This window comes from Ramlibacter aurantiacus (genome assembly GCF_016722895.1).
GTDB classification, from domain to species: Bacteria; Pseudomonadota; Gammaproteobacteria; order Burkholderiales; family Burkholderiaceae_C; genus Ramlibacter; species Ramlibacter aurantiacus.
In genome coordinates this window covers 22,611-41,134 of the sequence record NZ_JAEQNA010000015.1, presented here as the reverse complement: position 1 = coordinate 41,134, position 18,524 = coordinate 22,611, and the positions used below count along the sequence as shown (strand labels likewise).

General features: G+C 68.3%; 13 protein-coding genes. 9 read left to right on the top strand and 4 right to left on the bottom strand.

Annotated features, from left to right (window positions below; translation table 11 throughout):
* From JI739_RS23955 to JI739_RS23925, 7 genes are all read left to right on the top strand, one after another.
* Positions 1-5,512 (top strand): SPM autocatalytic domain-containing protein (locus tag JI739_RS23955; RefSeq protein WP_494338073.1); only part of this gene is annotated, 5,512 nt, incomplete at its 5' end.
* 11 nt (positions 5,513-5,523) lie between these two features.
* Entirely contained in the window at positions 5,524-6,864 is a 1,341-nt protein-coding gene (locus JI739_RS23950; protein ID WP_201686548.1) for an HlyD family type I secretion periplasmic adaptor subunit, read from the top strand.
* A 160-nt stretch (positions 6,865-7,024) separates the two neighbouring features.
* Positions 7,025-7,798: a glucose-1-phosphate cytidylyltransferase gene (gene rfbF / locus JI739_RS23945; protein ID WP_201686547.1), complete on the top strand. Its 774-nt coding sequence runs from the start codon at positions 7,025-7,027 to the stop codon at positions 7,796-7,798.
* A 13-nt stretch (positions 7,799-7,811) separates the two neighbouring features.
* Positions 7,812-8,354: a dTDP-4-dehydrorhamnose 3,5-epimerase gene (gene rfbC, locus JI739_RS23940; RefSeq protein ID WP_201686546.1), complete on the top strand. Its 543-nt coding sequence runs from the start codon at positions 7,812-7,814 to the stop codon at positions 8,352-8,354.
* Positions 8,351-9,673 (top strand): NAD(P)H-dependent oxidoreductase, encoded by a 1,323-nt coding sequence (locus JI739_RS23935; protein ID WP_201686545.1) that lies wholly within the window; start codon positions 8,351-8,353, stop codon positions 9,671-9,673. The genes rfbC and JI739_RS23935 overlap by 4 nt, the downstream gene beginning before the upstream one ends.
* Positions 9,670-10,707 (top strand): NAD-dependent epimerase/dehydratase family protein, encoded by a 1,038-nt coding sequence (locus tag JI739_RS23930; protein WP_201686544.1) that lies wholly within the window; start codon positions 9,670-9,672, stop codon positions 10,705-10,707. Before JI739_RS23935 ends, JI739_RS23930 begins: the two co-directional genes overlap by 4 nt.
* Positions 10,708-10,723: 16 nt before the next feature.
* Positions 10,724-11,818: a beta-1,6-N-acetylglucosaminyltransferase gene (locus tag JI739_RS23925; protein WP_201686543.1), complete on the top strand. Its 1,095-nt coding sequence runs from the start codon at positions 10,724-10,726 to the stop codon at positions 11,816-11,818.
* 14 nt (positions 11,819-11,832) lie between these two features.
* Here the strand turns inward: JI739_RS23925 and JI739_RS23920 are convergent, their stop codons facing one another.
* The 4 genes from JI739_RS23920 to JI739_RS23905 form a co-directional block, all read right to left on the bottom strand.
* The gene (locus JI739_RS23920; protein WP_201686542.1) at positions 11,833-12,768 is read right to left on the bottom strand and encodes a cytochrome c oxidase assembly protein; all 936 of its coding nucleotides are present in this window, start codon (positions 12,766-12,768) and stop codon (positions 11,833-11,835) included.
* A 291-nt stretch (positions 12,769-13,059) separates the two neighbouring features.
* Positions 13,060-14,166 carry a 5-methyltetrahydropteroyltriglutamate--homocysteine S-methyltransferase gene (locus tag JI739_RS23915; RefSeq protein ID WP_201686541.1) on the bottom strand — a complete coding sequence of 369 codons (1,107 nt, stop codon included), beginning with the start codon at positions 14,164-14,166 and terminating at the stop codon, positions 13,060-13,062.
* A gap of 76 nt (positions 14,167-14,242) precedes the next feature.
* Positions 14,243-15,184: a PDR/VanB family oxidoreductase gene (locus JI739_RS23910; protein WP_201686540.1), complete on the bottom strand. Its 942-nt coding sequence runs from the start codon at positions 15,182-15,184 to the stop codon at positions 14,243-14,245.
* A gap of 163 nt (positions 15,185-15,347) precedes the next feature.
* Complete coding sequence (locus tag JI739_RS23905; protein ID WP_201686539.1) at positions 15,348-16,424, bottom strand: aromatic ring-hydroxylating dioxygenase subunit alpha; 1,077 nt, start codon at positions 16,422-16,424, stop codon at positions 15,348-15,350.
* A gap of 149 nt (positions 16,425-16,573) precedes the next feature.
* On the opposite strand from JI739_RS23905, the gene JI739_RS23900 reads away from it, so the two are divergent.
* Both JI739_RS23900 and JI739_RS23895 read left to right on the top strand, forming a co-directional pair.
* Positions 16,574-17,347 carry a GntR family transcriptional regulator gene (locus JI739_RS23900; RefSeq protein ID WP_201686538.1) on the top strand — a complete coding sequence of 258 codons (774 nt, stop codon included), beginning with the start codon at positions 16,574-16,576 and terminating at the stop codon, positions 17,345-17,347.
* Between the two features lie 131 nt (positions 17,348-17,478).
* Positions 17,479-18,519, top strand: coding sequence for a TRAP transporter substrate-binding protein (locus tag JI739_RS23895; RefSeq protein ID WP_201686537.1), 1,041 nt, complete (start codon positions 17,479-17,481; stop codon positions 18,517-18,519).
* Positions 18,520-18,524: the final 5 nt, after the last annotated feature.

Sequence of the window (18,524 nt, the reverse complement as noted above, 5' to 3'; positions counted from 1 at the left end):
GGCGCAGGCGTCCGGGCACGCGGGTTTCGATTGGGACGGCCAGGCCTACCTGAAGCCCACCGGGTGGATCGCGGCGTCCGATGGCTTTCTGGTGCTGGACCACGATGTCGACGGGAGCGTCGATGGAGCCCGCGAGCTGTTCTCCAACCCCCTCATCGCCGATGCGGGAAAGGGGCTGCGCATCCTCGCCGCCTACGACGCCAATCAGGACGGACGCATCGACGTGCAAGACCCGGTGTTCAACCACCTGCGCGTCTGGCAAGACCTGGACCAGGACGGCAACAACACAGCGCCGCTGCCCTTGCCCGGCCGCCCGGATCAACGGGTGCAGGACGAGACCGGCGGCGTGCAAGAGCTGCGCCCCTTGACCGACCACGGCATCGTGGCTATCGACTACGCCAACCAGCGCCTGGAGATGGCCGACGGCTCCATGCGCCTGATCGGCACCCGCACGCTGGAGGCGGGCGACGAAGGCAGTCAGGCCTCGCTCCAGGGGGCGGGTGTCCGGCTGACCACCAGCAACGGCTCGCCACAGCTGTTCGTGCTGGAATTCGAGAGCAAGGACAAGACCTATGCCGGGCTGCAGATCGCTGCGGCCGGCGAGGTGCTCGGCGGCCCAGGGGCCGAGTTGTACGAAGACGCCACGGCCACGGCGTACAACCCGCTGCTGCCGGGGCAGCCTCGGGTCGAGGTCCTGCTGTCAGCCGCGCAACTGCTTCAGAACGACACCTGGGGCGGCGCCGACGGCATGTCGGCCCGCTTGCAGATCAGCGCGGTGCGCGCGGGTGCGCACGTTACCGTCAACCTGCGCCCGGATGGCGACATCAGCCTGTATCTGGAGCCTAACTACAACGGCCCGGCGGAGTTCTTCTACACCGTGGCCTTGCCCGGCCAGGAGTCGCTCATCCCGCCGCGGGAGGCGCGCGTGGAGCTGAACATCACACCGGTGAACGACGCGCCGGTGGTCACGCCGAACCACGCGCCGGACCGGCCCGTGTACGGCCATGAACCGATGCGCTGGCACGGGCTCCCGAGCGTGGTGTTCAGTGAGTTCGATCCCACCGAGGGCACCGTCCCTGGAGCGCCGCTCCACGAGCCTTACGTGGAAGCCATTCCCGCGCAGCCCATCTACGAAGCTCGCCAGGTGCCGACCGCGAATGGCGGGACAGGCATGGCGCTGGTTCAGGTCGGCAGCACGCCCGCGCACTCGATCACGCACGACACGCCTATCGGCTACCAGCGCGCCAACCACGGCCAGGTGCTGGCCACCGATCCCGATGGCAGCAGCTTCCGCTTCGAGGTGGTCAGCCAGCCCACCTACGGCAGCGCGATCGTGCAGGCGGACGGCAGCTGGTCCTATGTCGGCCGCCGGCCGCGCGCCTACCACGTGCCCGACCTCAACGGCGACGGTCGGACCGACTGGATCGCGCTGGCCGATGGAGAGCGCATTCCCGACGGCTACGTCTATCTCACCGACCCCAACACCGATTCCAACGCCTCCATCGGCGCGGAAACCGAGTCCTTTACCGACCCGTTCATCGTGCGCGTGGTCGACTTGTCCGATCCCACCGGCCGAACTTTCCAGGACGTGGAGCTGCACGGCACCCACTACGGGCCGCCGCCCCTGCCCGTCATCGCCTCGTCGGGCGGCAAGCCGATTTCCATCGACCTCGATGGCGATGGGTTTGCCTTCCAGGATGTCGATGATTCCAACGTGTTCTTCGACGTCAACGGTGACGGATGGCGGCGACGCACCGCATGGCCGGTACCCGGCGACGGCCTGCTGGTGTTCGACCAGGACGGTGACGGCCGCATCCAGCACCGCCATGAGATCGCCTTCGTCGCCCACGCACCAGAGCAGCAGACCGATCTGGCCGCGCTGCGGGTGGCATTCGACAGCAACGGCAACGGTCGGCTGGACAGCGGTGACGCAGGCTGGTTGCGCTTCGGCGTGTGGCTCGATGCCAATTCCGATGGCATCACCGATCCGGGCGAGCTTCGCAGCCTGGCGGATAGGGGCATCACGGCCATCGACCTCCAGAGCGACGGGCTCTTCCGCGTAATCGATGGCCAGACCGTGCACGGCGTGGCTCGCGCCGAGTTGGCGGATGGCGGCTTGCTGGCGCTGGCCGACGTCACGCTGCGGTACACCAACGAAGTGCAACTGCCCTCGCGTTCGCCGGATGGCGGCTCGACACGCACCACCGTTCTCGCGCCCGTGCGCAGCCCGCCGCAGGCGTTCACCGGCGGTGACGGGCCCGACCTGGCTGTTGGCGGCCCTGGCAGCGATGCCGCCTCGCTTGGAGCGGGGAACGACGTGTACATCGACGACGCTGGCGACGAGATGATCGATTCCGGCGACGGCGATGACCACGTGGTCACCGGCGGCGGAAACGACGTGGTCTTCGCCGGCTCCGGCAATGACACGGTCTTTGCGGGCCCTGGCAATGACCTGGTCTTCGGCGACGGAGAAGGCCAGGGCGGCAATGACCTGATCCTGCTGGGAGACGGCAACGACATCGCTTTCGGCGGCCCCGGCGACGACTTCATCGCGGGCGGCCCCGGCAACGACGTGATCAGCGGCGGCACCGCCGATGACATCCTTCTCGGGGAAGAGGGATCGGACGTCCTCTTCGGCGACGAGGGCGACGACGAGCTCTGGGGCATGGCCGGTGACGACGTCTTGTATGGCGGCGCGGGCAATGACCTCCTGGTGGGCGGCGAGGGCGCTGACATCATGGAAGGCGCCAGCGGGAACGACATCTACGAGGTCGATTCCGAGAGCGACCAGGTCATCGAGGCGCCTGGCGGCGGCACCGACAGGGTGCGCGCCCACGTTTCCTACACCTTGGGGGCCGAGCTCGAAGACCTGGAGCTTCTCGGTGCCGCCGTCGAGGGCACCGGCCATGCGGGCGACAACGTCCTGCGGGGCAACCGGCAGCGCAACACCCTGCGTGGTCTAGCGGGCAACGACCTGCTCGACGGCGGAGCGGGCGCGGACCGGATGGAGGGTGGCGAAGGCGACGACACCTACGTGGTCGACGACCTCGAGGACCTCGTGATCGAGCTCCCGGGCGAGGGCACCGACACCGTTCGCAGCCGCATCGACTGGCGCCTGGGCGAACACGTGGAGCACCTGGTGCTGGTCGGCGACCAACACATCAATGGCACCGGCAATGCGCTGCGGAACCGGATCACCGGCAACCCGGCCGCCAACGTGCTCGACGGCGGCGCGGGCGCCGACTGGCTGGCCGGCGGCAAGGGCGATGACACGTACGTCGTGGACGACGCAGGCGACGAGGTGATCGAAAGCGAGGGCGCGGGCGACGACACCGTGCGCGCATCCGTCGACCACACGCTGGCCGCGAACGTCGAAGCGCTGGTGCTCACGGGTGCAGCCATCGAGGGCCGCGGGAACGCGCTGGACAACAAGCTCGCGGGCAACGACCACGACAACCTGCTCGACGGCGGCGCCGGCGCGGACCGCATGGCCGGTGGCAAGGGCGACGACACCTACATGGCGGACGACGCTGGCGACGAGGTGGTCGAGCCCGAAGGCGGCGGCTACGACACCGTGCATGCTTCGGTGAACCATGCGCTGGCCGCGAATGTGGAGGCGCTGGTGCTCACCGGCTCGGCCACCGAAGGCCGGGGCAACGCGCGGGACAACCATCTCATCGGCAACGACTTGGCCAACCTGCTCGACGGCGGCGCCGGCGCCGACCGCATGGAAGGCGGCAAGGGCGACGACCACTACATCGTGGATGACGCGGGCGACGAAGTGGTCGAGGCCGAGGGCGGCGGCTACGACACCGTGCGTTCCTCGGTCAACCACGCGCTGGGCGCGAACGTGGAGGCGCTGGTGCTGACCGGCGCTGCCACTGAAGGCCGCGGCAATGCGCTGGACAACCGCCTCACCGGCAACGACCTCTCCAACCTGCTCGACGGCGGCGCGGGGGCCGACCGCATGGAAGGTGGCAAGGGCGATGACACCTACATCGTCCACGACGCGCGCGACCAGGTGGTCGAGCGCTTCAACGAAGGCCGCGACCGGGTGCTCGCCAGCCTGGGCTACACACTGCCCGATCATGTGGAAGACCTGGTGCTCACCGGCACGACCAATCTTTCGGGTTTCGGCAACGCCCTCGACAACCACCTGCACGGCAACAGCGGCAACAACCGGCTGGTGGGCGGCGCGGGCGATGACACCTATCACTACGCGCTGGGGGGTGGCCTCGACAGCATCGAGGACAGCAGCGGCATGGACACCATCCGCTTCGGAGCCGGCCTCAGCGCGCAGCGCATCGCCCTGCGTCTTGTCACGCGCAACGGCGAGGTCACTGCGCAGCTGCGCGTGCTCGATTCCGCCGGGCGCGAACAGCCCGGGCAGGGCATCGATGTCCGCATGCAGTCCACCGCCCGCGGCCTGGTGTCGCCGATCGAGCGCCTCGAGTTCGCGGACGGAAGCCGCTACGGCTGGGACGACCTGCTGGTCGGGCCCACCTCGCTCACCGGCACCTCAAGCGCCGACCTGCTGGCCGGCGGCCGGGGTGATGACGGGCTGCAGGGATACGGGGGCGACGACTGGTTGTACGGCGGTGCGGGCAACGACCGTCTCTACGGCAGCGCGGGCCGCGACCTGCTGTTCGGAGGCAGCGGCAAGGACCGCCTGTTTGGCGGCCATGACGACGACCTGCTGTTCGGTGGAGCGGGCGACGACGAGTCGTGGGGGGAGAACGGGGACGACTACCTGTGTGACCTCGCGGGCGACAACTTCCTCAGTGGCGGCAACCACCGCGACATCGTCCAGGCCGGAGCCGGCAACGACCGGCTGGACCTGGGCAACCACAACGACATGGGCGATGCCGGGGCGGGTGACGACGTCATCCGGGCAGGCAACGGCGACGATTGGGTGGCCGCCGGGCGCGGCAACGACTTCATTGACCTGGGCAACGGAGCGGATCTGCTGGCCTTCAACCGCGGCGACGGGGCCGACCGCGTGACCGGCGGCGGGCGTGGCAACGTGCTGAGCCTGGGCGGCGGCATCCGGCAGGAGGATCTGCGGCTGCGCCGGGCCGGTGACGACCTGGTGCTGGTCCTGGGCCAGGGAGACCGGCTCACCCTGGAGGACTGGTACCGGGGAGGTGGGCAGGGGTTCGGCCGACTGCAACTGGTGACGGCGGTCGTCAGCCAGGGCTCGGCGGCGAGCTATCAGCAGGTGGAGGTCTTCGACTTCGACCAGCTGGTGCGCTGCTTCGAACGGGCGCCTTCGTCAGCACGCACCGGCGAGGCCGGCTGGGCGGCGATGAATGCGTTGCTGGACGCCCACCTGGCCGACAGCCGCACGGCCGCCCTCGGCGGCGACCTCAGCTTCCAGTACCACACCACCGGCAGCCTGGCCGGCATCAGCCTCTCGGCGGCGCAACGCACGCTGGACGCCGGCGGCACGGCTTGGCAACACCTGAAGCCTCGCGCCGAGCTGGAGCAGGGCGCGGGGCATGTCCTGGCTTGAAGGAGCCACCGATGAGCGAGAACGCCCAAGCCCCATCAGGTGAAGCGCCAGACCTGCTGGCCCTCCAGGAGGAGGCGCCGGCCCGGATGCCGGCATGGGTGGGTTATGCGGTCGGAACGCTGGTGCTGTTGCTGTTCGCCTGGGCGGCCTTCGGACAGCTCGACATCGTGGCGACGGCCGAGGGCCGCCTGGTCCCGCGCAACCACAGCCGCGTCGTGCAACCTGCTGAGGCAGGGGTGGTTCACGAAGTGCTGGTACGCGAAGGGGATGCCGTTCATGCCGGGCAGGTGCTGATGCGAATGGACGGCACGCTCAGCCGCACGGAGCTCGACGTGCTGCAAGCCGAATCCGCCCTGCGCGAGGCCAGCCTGCGGCGCATTGACGCCGAGCTGCGCGACCAGCCCCTGCTGCCGCAGCAAGGCGAACCTGTCGAGGTGAGCGCCCAGGTGGGCGCGCAGTACCGGGCAAGGCGCCAAGCCTATATCGATGCCGTTTCCCAGGAAGAGGCGCAGGTCCAACGGACCCGCCACGAACTAGCCGCCGCGCGCGAGCAGCTGGCCAAGCTGCAGGCCACGCTGCCTTTGGTGAAACGCGCGGCGCAGGCCTATGAGCAGCTTGTCGGCGAAGGCTTCGTCTCTGAACTGGGAGCCCACGACAGGCTGCGGGAGCGCATCGCGGCTGAGCGCGACATGCAGGGGCAGCAGGCGATGGTGGCGGGGCTGCTGGCCAGCCTGGAACAGTCGGGGCACAGGCTGGCGCAGATCCGCAGCAGCTACGAGTCACAGTTGCTCGAGCAGCGCATGGGCTTGCTGTCGGAGCGCCAGCGCAGCCAGGGCGAGCTGCGCAAGCAGGGCTACCGCTCGGGGTTGCTGGAGTTGCGCGCTGCCGAAGACGGCACCGTGACCGACCTGGTCACCTACACGCCGGGCGCGGTCGTTCAGCCGGGGGTGGTCCTGATGAACCTGGTGCCGCGGCACGAACCGCTGTTCGCGGAAGTCGCCGTCCGCAACGAGGATGTCGGGTTCGTCGCTCCAGGGCAACTCGCCCGGGTGAAGCTGCTGGCCTACCCGTTCCAGAAATACGGCCTTCTCACCGGCAGGGTCGAGCTGTTGAGCGCGGACTCGGGCGCGGGCGATCCGCAGCGGGCGGCAACGCAGGGGCGTAGCCCCCACAGTTACCGGGCCTTGGTGCGCCTGGACACCCAGCAGTTGCGCGGGCTCGCTGGGGAGGTACTCAGCCTGGCGCCGGGCATGATGGTCCAGGCGGAAATCCACCAGGGCCGCCGCACGGTGCTTGAATACCTGCTGTCACCGGTGCGCCGGCTCGCCAACGAGGCCGCCCGCGAGCGGTGACCGCGGGCAAGGCATGGAAGGGCTCCGACGCCTCGAGTAGGCGTTGGCTGACGAACCGCCGAGCCAGGACATCCCAGCATTGCTACCTGACGTCACCAGGGGCAACCAATGGAAAGAACAGTTGAGGGACACAACCGGCTGATGCCGCAATGAGGGCAACATGCAGGTTGTGATTCTGGCCGGCGGGTACGGCACCCGCATCAGCGAAGAAAGCGCCGTCCGGCCCAAGCCGATGGTCGAGATCGGAGGACGACCCATCCTCTGGCACATCATGAAGATCTACCTGGCCCATGGCCTGAACGACTTCGTGATCTGCTGTGGCTACAAAGGCCACATGATCAAGCAGTTCTTCCGGGACTACGCACTCGATGGCGCCGACGTGCGCTTCGACATGCGAGAGAACACCACCACCTTGCTGCGCACGTCCAACGAGCCGTGGCGGGTGACCCTGGTCGATACCGGGCTCGAAACCATGACCGGTGGTCGCCTGCGGCGCGTCGCGCCTTACCTGAACGAGGGACCGTTCTGTTGCACCTACGGTGACGGCGTGGGCAACGTGGACATCACCCGCCTCGTGGCCTTCCACCGGCAGCAGGGCGTGCAGGCCACGGTCACGGCCGTGCAGCCGCCGGGACGCTTCGGTGCCTTCACGCTGCCGGCCGACAGTCATCGCATCGGCAGTTTCAAGGAGAAGCCCGGTGGCGACGGCGCCTGGATCAATGGCGGCTTCTTCGTGCTGGAGCGCGAGGTGCTCGACCTGATCGAGGATGAGTCCACCGTCTGGGAGCGCGAGCCGATGGAGCGCCTGGCCGGCTCGGGCCAGCTGGCCGCCTTCCGGCACGAGGGCTTCTGGCAGCCCATGGACACGCTGCGCGACAAGCAGACCCTGGAATCGCTGTGGAGCAGCGGCCAGGCGCCGTGGAAAGTCTGGTGAGGAGGCCCGCCCCATGATCTTCACGCCCACCCCACTGGCCGGTGCCATGCTGGTCACGCCTGAGCGCCGGCAGGACGCACGCGGCTGGTTCGCGCGCATCTACTGCGAGAAAGAGTTCGCCGCGCGCGGCCTGCCCGAGCGGATGGTTCAGACCAACCTGTCGCTGACCCGGCGCGCCGGTACGTTGCGGGGCATGCATTTCCAGCACGAACCGCACGCCGAGGACAAACTCGTGCGCTGCGCGCGCGGTGCCATCTGGGACGCCATCGTCGACCTGCGCCCGCAGTCGCCCACCTACTGCCAGTGGTACGGTGCCGAGCTGAGCGAGGACAACGGCCGCATGCTGCTGGTGCCCAAGGGTTTTGCCCACGGCTTCGTCTCGCTGACCGACGATGCCGCCGTCACCTACCAGGTGTCGGCCTTCTACGAACCACAGGCCGAAGGCGGCGTGCGCTTCGACGATCCGGCTTTCAAGATCGAGTGGCCGGTGCCCGTGCTGGACATGTCCGACAAGGACCGCAACTGGCCCGCCTACCAGCGAAAGGAGCCGCGGTGATCCTGGTCGACAAGGCGCTCGAGCAGCGGGCGCTCGAAGGAAGGCCCATCCGCGTCGGCCTGGTGGGGGCGGGCTTCATGGCCCGTGGCGTGGCGCTGCAGATCGCGCTGTCCGTGCCCGGCATGCGGGTCGCGGCGATTGCCAATCGCACGCTGGACAACGCCCACCGCGCCTACCGCGAAGCCGGCATCGACGGCGTGCGGGAGGTCGCCAGCGTGGGCGAGCTGGAGCGCTGCATCGAGGCGGGCACGCCGGCGGTGACGCAGGATGCGCTGCTGCTGGCGCGGGCTCACGGCATCGACGCCATCGTGGAAGTGACCGGCACCATCGAAGAGGCCGCGGCGGTCACGCTGGAGGCGATCGAGCACCGCAAGCACGTGGTGCTGATGAACGCCGAGGTCGACGGCACCGTCGGACCCATCCTCAAGACCTACGCCGACCGCGCGGGCGTGGTGCTCACCAACGCCGACGGCGACCAGCCCGGCGTGATGATGAACCTGTACCGCTTCGTCAAGGGCATCGGCGTCAAGCCGGTGCTGTGCGGCAACATCAAGGGCCTGCATGATCCCTATCGCAATCCGACCACGCAGGCCGGGTTCGCGAAACAGTGGGGCCAGAACCCGTCGATGGTGACCTCGTTCGCCGATGGCACCAAGATTTCGTTCGAGAACGCCATCGTCGCCAACGGCACCGGCATGCGGGTGGCCAAGCGCGGGATGCATGGGCACACCGTCGCGGCCGGCACGCCCATCCAGCAGGTCGGCGAGTGCTATCCGCTGGCCGACTTGCTCGAAGGGCCCGGCATCGTCGATTACGTGGTGGGCGCCATGCCCGGCCCCGGCGTCTACGTGCTGGGCACGCACGACCACCCGCAGCAGCGCCATTACCTCGACCTGTACAAGCTGGGCAAGGGGCCGCTGTACTGCTTCTATACGCCCTACCACCTGTGCCACTTCGAGGTGCCCAACACCGTCGCTCGGGCGGTGCTCTTCGGCGATGCGGCGCTCACGCCCCTTGGCGGCCCCTGCGTCGAAGTGGTGGCCACGGCCAAGACGCCGCTCGAGGCCGGCGCCGTGCTCGACGGCCTGGGCTGCTACATGACGTACGGCCTGGCCGAGAACGCCGACACCGCGCGGCGCCAGGACCTGCTGCCCATCGGGCTGGCCGAGGGCTGCCGGCTCAAGCGCGCGGTCGCGAAAGACGAGGTGCTGGGCTTCGACGATGTCGAACTGCCGCCCGGGCGCTTGTGCGACCGCCTCTGGCGTGAGCAGATGGAGCGCTTCTTCCCCCAACACCTCTCCACCACGAGGAACGCATGAAACTTCTGGTCACCGGCGTCGAAGGCTATATCGGCTGCCTGCTCGCTCCTTATCTGCAGGCCCGCGGCCACGACATCGTCGGCCTGGACACGGGCTATTACCGGGACGGCTGGCTGTTCAGCGACCGCAGCCTGGTGCCCGGGTTCCCGCGAACCATCAACCGTGACATCCGCCAGATCCAGGCCGAGGACCTGCGCGGGGTGGAGGCCGTGGTGCACCTGGCCGAGCTGTCCAACGACCCGTTGGGCGAGAACGTGCCGGAGCTCACCTACGAGATCAACCACAAGGCCTCGGTGCGCCTGGCCGAGCTGGCCCGGGCCGCCGGCGTGCAGCGTTTCGTCTACACCTCGTCGTGCAGCGTGTACGGCGTGGCCGATGGCGCCGAGCCCATGACCGAGCTGTCGCCGACCAACCCGCAGACCGCCTACGCCAAATGCAAGACGCTGGTCGAGCGGGACGTGGGTGCGATGGCGGCCCCGGGCTTCTCGCCGACCTTCCTGCGCAACGCCACGGCCTACGGCGCCTCGCCGCGCATGCGCTTCGACATCGTGCTGAACAACCTGTGCGGCATTGCCGCCACCAGCGGTCGCATCGCCATGACGAGCGACGGCACGCCTTGGCGACCGCTGGTGCACGTGCTGGACATCTGCGAGGCGGTCGCCTGTGCCTTGGATGCGCCGGCGGACGCGGTGCACAACGAGGTCTTCAACGTGGGCCACGATGCCGACAACTACCAGGTGCGCGATATCGCGCGGATCGTGGCCGAGGTGTTCCCCGGCTGCGAACTGAGCTTCGGCCCGGCCGGTGCCGACAACCGCAGCTACCGCGTGAGCTTCGCCAAGATCCACTCGCAGCTGCCGGGCTTCCGCTGTGGCTGGGACGCGCGTCGCGGCGCGCGCCAGCTGCACGAGGTGTTCACCCGCATCAAGCTGGACGAGGCCGGGTTCGACGCGCGTCCGTTCACCCGCCTGAAGCAGCTGCGTTACCTGTCGCATACCGGCCAGATCGACGATCGGTTCTTCTGGACGCATTGAGCGAACTGACACGCCGATGTACCGCGACGACATGACGCCCCACGGCCCTCGACCGCCCCGCATCCTGTTCGTGGTGATGTCGGCCGTGGCTCCGGCCGCCACGGTGGACCAGCTCGCCCGGGCGCTCGCGCCGCACCGGGTGCTGGTGCACCACGATTTTTCGCAGCAACCGTCGTTCCGGCTCGCCTCCCCCAACGTGAGTTTCGTGACCGATCCGAAGCGCACCGGCTGGGGCGTCTTCGGCTTCGTCGATGGCATCTTCCATTCGCTGCGCCAGGCCCTGGCGGAGCACGATTTCGACTACCTGCAGCTGCTCAGTCCGAGCTGCCTGCCGATCAAGCCGGTGTCCGAGTTCGAGGCCTACGTGCAGGGGGCGGCGGACGCGCACTTCGACTGCATCGACATCCTGGAGGACCGCGACGCCCTGATGTCCGTGGGCTACCGGGCCTTCACGGCCGAGGGCAGCTTCCTGCATCGCCTCACGCGTCGGCTGGCCAACGAGTTCTTCGGCCAGGAGTACGGTCGCCGCGACGAAGCGGGTATCTGGCTGCGCACCGGTGGGCGCCGCGGCGTGGTGCCCTGGATGGCGCTGCGCCTGATGCGGGTCCTGAGCGTCCCGACCGTCGGCCGGCACCTGTTCAATGACTCCTTTCGGCCGTACTACGGATCGACCTGGTTCGGCGCGCGCCGCCACGTGGTGCGGCGGATGATCGAAGGGTTCGACGTGCCAGGTGTGCGCGAACAGTTCAGCCGCATGCGCATCGCCGAGGAGTTCCTGGTGCCCACGCTGCTGATGCAGGCCGGGGGCGTCAAGGGCCCGATCAACCACTACGTGCATGTCTTCGACGAGGCGCATCCCGGCCAATTGGTCGAGGAACACGTGGAGATGCTGCGCGCCAGCCCGGCCTACTTCGCCCGCAAATTTCCAGCCGAGGTCGGCACGCGGGTGCGCTGGCGGGTCCTGTCCGAGCTGTGCCGGTGCCCGATGGCCGCCGCGGTGTCCGCGCCGGAGTCCGCGCCCGCGCCACGCGGCGAGGCCGCCGCCCCGGCGCAGCCCGACGAGTCGCCCGCCCATCCGGTGATGCAGCGCCCGGGATCGGCCGCGGCCTAGCGGGTTTCAGCGGACTAGCGCAAGGCTGGGCCGGGTCGTGCCGGCCCCTGGAGCCAGGCGGCGAACAGCACCAGCGCCGCCACCATGAACACCATGCCGCCGGGCACCCACATGATGAGTCCGCCGAGTTGCTGGTCCTCCAGCGCGGTGAAGCCCCAGCGCGGCGCCGTGGCGTCGTACACGGGGTACCAGACGCGGCTGGAGAAGGTCAGCAGGGCTCCCAGCGCGGAGGTGTGCAGCACGGTCGTGAACAGATAGAGCACCGCCATGCCCTGGCGGACGCGTCCGCCGTGGCCCTGCAACAGCGCCCACCAGAACACCAGCGCGCCGATGAAGAACGAACTGTGCTGCAGGTCGTGCACCCATGGATGGCGCACCGCCGCCTGGAACAGCGGAGGCGCGTGCCAGACCCACAGCACCACCGCATGCACCCACCAGGCGGCCATCGGGCGGGTGAGCACGCGCATGCTCCAGGACAGCCCGAGCACCCGCGCCAGCTGCGCCGAGCCCGGCCGCCAGGCGGCGGGCAACCCCCAGACCAGCGCCCCCAGCGGGCGCGAGATCACCAGCAAGGGCGCGGCCACCAGCATCACCACCTCGTGCTGCACCATGTGCACCCAGAAGAGTTCTTCGCCCAGGGCATCGAGCGGCGAGAGGATGGACAGGCCCAGCGCCAGCCAGCCCGCCAGGAAGCAGCCGGCCTGCACCCCACTCACGCCGGCGCCGGCACGCGCCTGAAGCCACAGCCGCGCGATCCCGGCCAGCACCAGCAGCCCGGGCAGCCCCCACAGCAGCCACAGCCAGGGCTGCGTGCTCCACGCATTCCAGAGGGTGTGCCCGTCCAGCCCGGGCACGACGTGGGCACTGGCAGTGACGGGGAAGGCGAGGGACAAGAGCCCGCCGGCGGTCTTCGGCAGACGGCAGGGTCCGCAGGGGGACGTGATGGCCATGGGGTCAGCTTTTCGGTTCGGGCGCAGCGAATATCTCGCCACGATGGGCCGTATTCCGTGCGCGGGGTCAGCTCGCGCTGCCCGTGGTGCGCAAGACCGCGAAATTTTCGCCTCGGCGCTGAAGCGCAATCGCAATGCGCTTGAGCATCGCAAAGCCCCATGGTGCGCACCGCCCGGGCCGCCGCGCAGCGGCAGGCCCCTCCGGCGGCAACCGCGGAACCGGCTTTTGCCGGGCCGCTGGTTGTGCCCCCTCGAGGGGCAAGCGCCGGGAGGCGCTTCGGGGGTGGTCCTTTACTTCCAGACCTCTTGCGCCGTCTCGATCACCAGCCGCAGCTTGCTGCGCTGCGCTTCGACCGCGATGTTGTTGCCGTGCACGGTGCTGGAGAAGCCGCACTGGGGCGACAGCGCCAGCTGGTCGAGCGGTGCGTACTTGGCGGCTTCGTCGATGCGGCGCTTGAGGTCGTCCTTGCTTTCGAGCTGGCCGAACTTGGTGGTCACCAGGCCCAGCACCACGGTCTTGCCCGGCTTGAGGTAGCGCAGCGGTCGGAAGTCGCCCGAGCGCTCATCGTCGTACTCGAGGAAGAACGCGTCGATGTTCATCTCGCTGAGCAGCGCCTCGGCCACCGGCTCGTAGTTACCGGCTGCGGCATGGGTGCTCTTGAAGTTGCCGCGGCACAGGTGCATGGCCAGCAGCATGCCTTCGGGCTTTTGCGCCACCACCTTGTTGATGAAGCCGGCATAGCGGTGTGGCAGCTCGTTGGGATCGTCGCCACGCTGGCGCGCGGCCTCGCGCATCTTCTCGTCGCACAGGTAGGCGAGGTTGGTGTCGTCCATCTGCACGTAGCGGCAGCCCGCCTGGTGGAGCGAACGCAGCTCGTCGCCGTAGGCTTGCGCCACGTCGTCGTAGAAGGCCGGATCGAGCTCGGGATAGGCCTCGCGGCTGATGCCGGCGCGGCCGCCGCGGAAGTGCAGCATGGTGGGCGAGGGGATGGTCACCTTCGGGGTGCAGCCGGCGGCCACCTGCGACTTGAGGTATTCGAAGTCGGCCTTCTGGATGTCCTTGGCATGGCGCACCTTGTCCACCACGCGGATGACGGGCGGCGCCAGTTCCTCCGTGCCGTCGGCCTTCTTGATCGTCACCGGGATATCGGTCTTGACGCCGCCGAGCTGCTCGAGGAAGTCGATATGGAAATAAGTACGGCGGAACTCGCCGTCGGTGATGCTCTTGAGGCCGACGTCCTGCTGGAAGCGCACGATTTCGGCGATGGCCTTGTCCTCCACTTCGCGCAGTTGCTCGGCGGATATCTCACCCAGGGCTTTCTGCTCGCGCGCATCGAGCAGGTACTTGGGGCGCAGGAAGCTGCCCACATGGTCGTAGCGGGCTGGGAGTTGCATCATGGGCTGTCGTCCTCGTCGTCGTTGGTATGGGAAAAGAAAAAAGGCCCTCCGCCAACGGGAGGGCCTGGTGTCCAGGTCAGAGATCGAGCACCAGCAGCGGGCCCTTGGCCCGCGAGCAGCAGGGTGTGAACTGGTCGTTGGCCGCTTTTTCCTCGTCGGTGAGGTACAGGTCGCGGTGGTCGCATTCGCCTTCGAGCACGCGGGTCAGGCAGGTGCCGCACACGCCTTGCTCGCAGGAGACCAGGATCTCCACGCCGTGCTCACGCAGCGCGTCGGTGACGCTGGTGTCGGCCGGGATGGTGTAGGTCTTGCCGCTGCTGGCCAGGCGCACCTGGAATTCCTTGTCGCCGCTGGTGTCCTGCGGGGCGGCGCCGAAGTACTCCAGGTGGATGCGGTCGGCCGGCCAACCCTTGGACTTGGCCGTCTGGACCACGAAGTCGATGAAGCCGGTGGGGCCGCAGACGTACAGGCGCGTACCCGCGGGCTGCGCTGCCAGCACGCCGGGAAGGTCGAGCTTCTGGGCGGCGTCGCCATCGTCGAAGTGCAGCCGGGTGCGGTCACCGAAGTTGGCCACCTCGTCGCGGAAGGCGGTGCGCTGCGGCGAACGGGTGCTGTAGTGCAGCTCGAAGCTGGCGCCGGTGGTCTGCAGGCGCTGGGCCATGCAAAGCAGGGGCGTGATGCCGATGCCGCCGGCCAGCAGCAGCGTGTGCGGCGCGTGTTCCAGCGGGAAGTGGTTGCGCGGCTCGCTGATGGTGATGACGTCGCCTTCCTTGATCTGCTCGTGCATGCAGACCGAGCCGCCGCGCGAGGCGGGGTCGCGCAGCACGGCGATCCGGTACAGGTGCTGCTCCGCCTGGTCGTTGCACAGGGAGTACTGGCGGACCATGCCGTTGGGCAGGTGCACGTCGATGTGCGAGCCGGCGCTGAACGGGGGCAGGGGGGACCCGTCGACGCGGACGAGTTCGAAACTGTCGATGCCTTCGGCTTGGGCGAGGCGGCGCTGGACTTTGACTTGCATACTGGGCTCCCCCCCGAAGCGGCCACCGGGCCGCCTCCCCCCAAGGGGGGGCGCCACCGGTGGCCCGGCGAAGCCGGTTCCACGGTGGCACTGGTGAGGGCTGCCGCCGTTCGGCGGCGCCCCCCCGCTGCGCGGGCCTGGTTCTCGCTTAAGGGATCTGTGGTTAAGCGGGTTGCGTTTGGCGGCTCGATTGTGCCTGCGTCTGGCCCCCACCCTGGCGCTCCTCGTCGAGGATGCGCTCGATGATGCGGCGCGACTGGACGCCGCCGGCGTCGATGTTGAGCATCAGCAGGCGGCGGTCGGGATAGCGGCTGAGGTTCTGCTGCTGCGCTTCGAGTACCGCGGTGTCTTCGGCGAACACCGCGCCCTGGCCCTGCTTGATCTGCGCGGTGAAGTTCTTGTCCTTCACGTTGTAGTTGCGGGCCATGCCCCAGAAGTACCACATGCTGGTCTCCGTCTCGGGCGTGAGGAAGTCCACCACGATGCTCGACACCTTGAACTTCGGGTCGGCGTTGTAGCCGCCATGGCCGGCCAGGGCCACGCCCACTTCGATCAGCACGTGGCTGGGCGGATAGAAGTGGCACACCTGCCAGCGGTCGACCGGCTGGTCGTCGGGCAGGCCGTTGCCGCGCAGGTTGGAGCGCCAGAAGGGCGGCGCCATCACGTTGTCCATGTAGCGGCTGGTGATGACGTGGTCGCCCTCGGTGCGGGTGGACACGGGCGTCTCGTCGATCTCCTTCTGGCCGATGCTGGTGGTGTGCACGTAGGTTTCGTGCGTGAGGTCCATCAGGTTGTCGATCATCAGGCGGTAGTCGGCCTTCACGTGGTAGAGGCCGCCGCCATAGGCCCAGTCAGGACTCTCGGCCCACTCGAGGTGGTGCAGCTTGGACGGATGGGCCTGGGCCGGGTCACCGGGCCAGACCCAGATGAAGCCGTAACGCTCGATGACCGGGTAGCTCTTGATGGCCGGGAAGCCCCCGACGCGCTGGCCGGGCATCGCCGCCGTGCGGCCGTCCGCGCCCATCACCAGGCCGTGGTAGCCGCACACCAGCTTGCCTTCGCACACGGTGCCCAGCGACAGCTGCGCCCCACGGTGGGGGCAGAAATCTTCCAGCGCGGCAACCTTGTCGCCCTCGGCGCGGTAGATCACCATGGGCTCGCCGCAGATCATGCGGCCCAGGGGCTTGCTGTCGATTTCGTCGGGTGTGCAGGCGACGTACCAGGCGTTCTTGGGAAACATGGCGAGGTCCAGATGGGTGAAGAAGGGAAGACGCGATTATGGTCTTCGGCATACCAGCTGTATACAGAAAACCAAGGAGAACACTCTGAAACTGCCGGTTCGGCCGGTTTTGGGGCAATTATTCGATTTTTCATGGGTATAGTGAATACATGACAGCCCAGCTTGAACGCGAAGAGCTACGCCCCCTCGACGTCGAACCCACCGGCTCCCAGGCCGTCAAGGCCCTGTTGAGGCTTCGGGAAATGGTGCTGGCCGGCGAGCTGGTGCCGGGTGCCCGGATTGCCGAGCTGACCCTGGTCGAGCGCATCGGCATGTCGCGCACGCCGATTCGCGCGGCACTGATGCGGCTGGAGCAGGAAGGCCTGCTGGAGGCCCTGCCCAACGGTGGCTACGCGGTACGCACCTTTTCCGAGCGCGACGTCGTCGACGCGATCGAGCTGCGGGGTACGGTGGAGGGCCTGGCGGCGCGGCTGGCAGCCGAGCGGGGCGTCGCGCCCGTGGTGCTGTCGGAGGCCCGCGGTTGCCTAGACGGCATCGACGCCCTGCTGCATGAATCGGCGCTGGACGACGATGCCTTCAACCGCTACGTGGCGCTGAACGCGCGCTTCCACCAGCTGATGGCCGAGATGGCCGGCAGCCGCACCATCGCCCGCGAACTCGAGCGCGTGGTTCGCCTGCCGTTCGCCTCGCCCTCGGCCTTCGTGATCATGCAGGCCAATTCGCCGCAGGCGCGCGACATGCTGGTGGTGGCTCAGGACCAGCATCGGCAGGTGCTGGACGCCATCGAGCAGCGCGCCGGCACGCGGGCCGAGGCCATCATGCGCGAGCACTCGCGCCTGGCGCAGCGAAACCTGCGCGAGGCGGTGCGCAGCCATAACCTGGACCAGATGCCGGGGGTGCGCCTGATCCGGAAGAACGCTTGAAACTATCGGCCGCCCCCAGGGAATCCCAGGGGCTGAAACCCAGCATCACTGAAGCACAATCCGCACGTTTCGCGCATGTCCAAGGGCGTGCACCCAGCGGAAACGAAATCATTCCTTGCATTGGAGACACCATGAAAAAACCTGTGTTGCGCACCTTGTATGCCGCCGCCGCGATGGCGCTGGTCGCCGGCTCCGCCTCCGCCCAGGAGGTGGTGCTGAAGTTCCACCACATCTGGCCCACCGCCGCCATGGCGCCCCAGAAGGTCATCGGGCCCTGGTGCGACAAGATCGCCGCCGAGTCCAACAACCGCATGCGCTGCCAGCTGCTGCCGGCCATGTCGGGCGGCGGCACGCCGCCGCAGCTGGTCGACCGCGTCAAGGACGGCGTGGACGACCTGGTCGTCACGTTGCCGGGCTACACCGCCGGTCGCTTCCCCAAGATGGAAGTCTTCGAGCTGCCCTTCATGGTGGCGTCGGCCGAGCAGGGCGCCCGCGCCTCATGGGACTACCTGGACAAATACGCCAAGGATGAATTCCCCGGCACCAAGATCCTGGCCACCTGGGTCCACGACCCCGGCTTCGTGCACGCCTCGTCCAAGGCGATCAACAAGCTCGAGGACTTCCGCGGCATGAAGATGCGCGCGCCCACCCGCCAGACCAACAAGCTCCTGGGCAAGCTCGGCGCCACCCCGGTGGGCATGCCGGTGACCGGCGTGGCCGATGCGCTCTCCAAGGGCACGATCGACGGTTACGTGCTGCCCTGGGAGGTGATCCCGGCGTTCAAGCTGCACGAGATGACCAAGTTCCACACCGAGACCGACCCGTCGCGCCCGGCCCTGTACACCGCCGGCTTCATCTTCGCGATGAACCAGGCCAAGTACGACAGCCTGCCGCCCGACCTGAAGAAGGTGATCGACAACAACTCCGGCGCACAGTTGTCGCGCCAGATCGGCCGTATCTGGGACGAAAGCCGTCCGCCGGCGCGCAAGCTCGCCGAGGAGCGTGGCAACAAGTTCATCCAGCTCAATGCCGCCGAGACCGACCGGTGGGTGAAGGCCAGTGCCAGCCTGCACGATGAGTGGGTCAAGGACATGGACAAGCGCGACAACAAGGGCGCCCAGATGTACAAGGACGCGAAGGACCTGCTGTCCAAGTACCGCGACGCCAAGTAAAACGG

What these genes read in the sequence shown, in the direction of transcription:
- JI739_RS23905 (WP_201686539.1), bottom strand. Translation starts at nt 16,424, where the DNA reads ATGTTTCCCAAGAACGCCTGGTACGTCGCCTGCACACCCGACGAAATC.
- JI739_RS23925 (WP_201686543.1), top strand. Translation starts at nt 10,724, where the DNA reads ATGTACCGCGACGACATGACGCCCCACGGCCCTCGACCGCCCCGCATC.
- rfbC (WP_201686546.1), top strand. Translation starts at nt 7,812, where the DNA reads ATGATCTTCACGCCCACCCCACTGGCCGGTGCCATGCTGGTCACGCCT.
- JI739_RS23920 (WP_201686542.1), bottom strand. Translation starts at nt 12,768, where the DNA reads ATGGCCATCACGTCCCCCTGCGGACCCTGCCGTCTGCCGAAGACCGCC.
- JI739_RS23915 (WP_201686541.1), bottom strand. Translation starts at nt 14,166, where the DNA reads ATGATGCAACTCCCAGCCCGCTACGACCATGTGGGCAGCTTCCTGCGC.
- JI739_RS23950 (WP_201686548.1), top strand. Translation starts at nt 5,524, where the DNA reads ATGAGCGAGAACGCCCAAGCCCCATCAGGTGAAGCGCCAGACCTGCTG.
- rfbF (WP_201686547.1), top strand. Translation starts at nt 7,025, where the DNA reads ATGCAGGTTGTGATTCTGGCCGGCGGGTACGGCACCCGCATCAGCGAA.
- JI739_RS23900 (WP_201686538.1), top strand. Translation starts at nt 16,574, where the DNA reads ATGACAGCCCAGCTTGAACGCGAAGAGCTACGCCCCCTCGACGTCGAA.
- JI739_RS23910 (WP_201686540.1), bottom strand. Translation starts at nt 15,184, where the DNA reads ATGCAAGTCAAAGTCCAGCGCCGCCTCGCCCAAGCCGAAGGCATCGAC.
- JI739_RS23895 (WP_201686537.1), top strand. Translation starts at nt 17,479, where the DNA reads ATGAAAAAACCTGTGTTGCGCACCTTGTATGCCGCCGCCGCGATGGCG.
- JI739_RS23930 (WP_201686544.1), top strand. Translation starts at nt 9,670, where the DNA reads ATGAAACTTCTGGTCACCGGCGTCGAAGGCTATATCGGCTGCCTGCTC.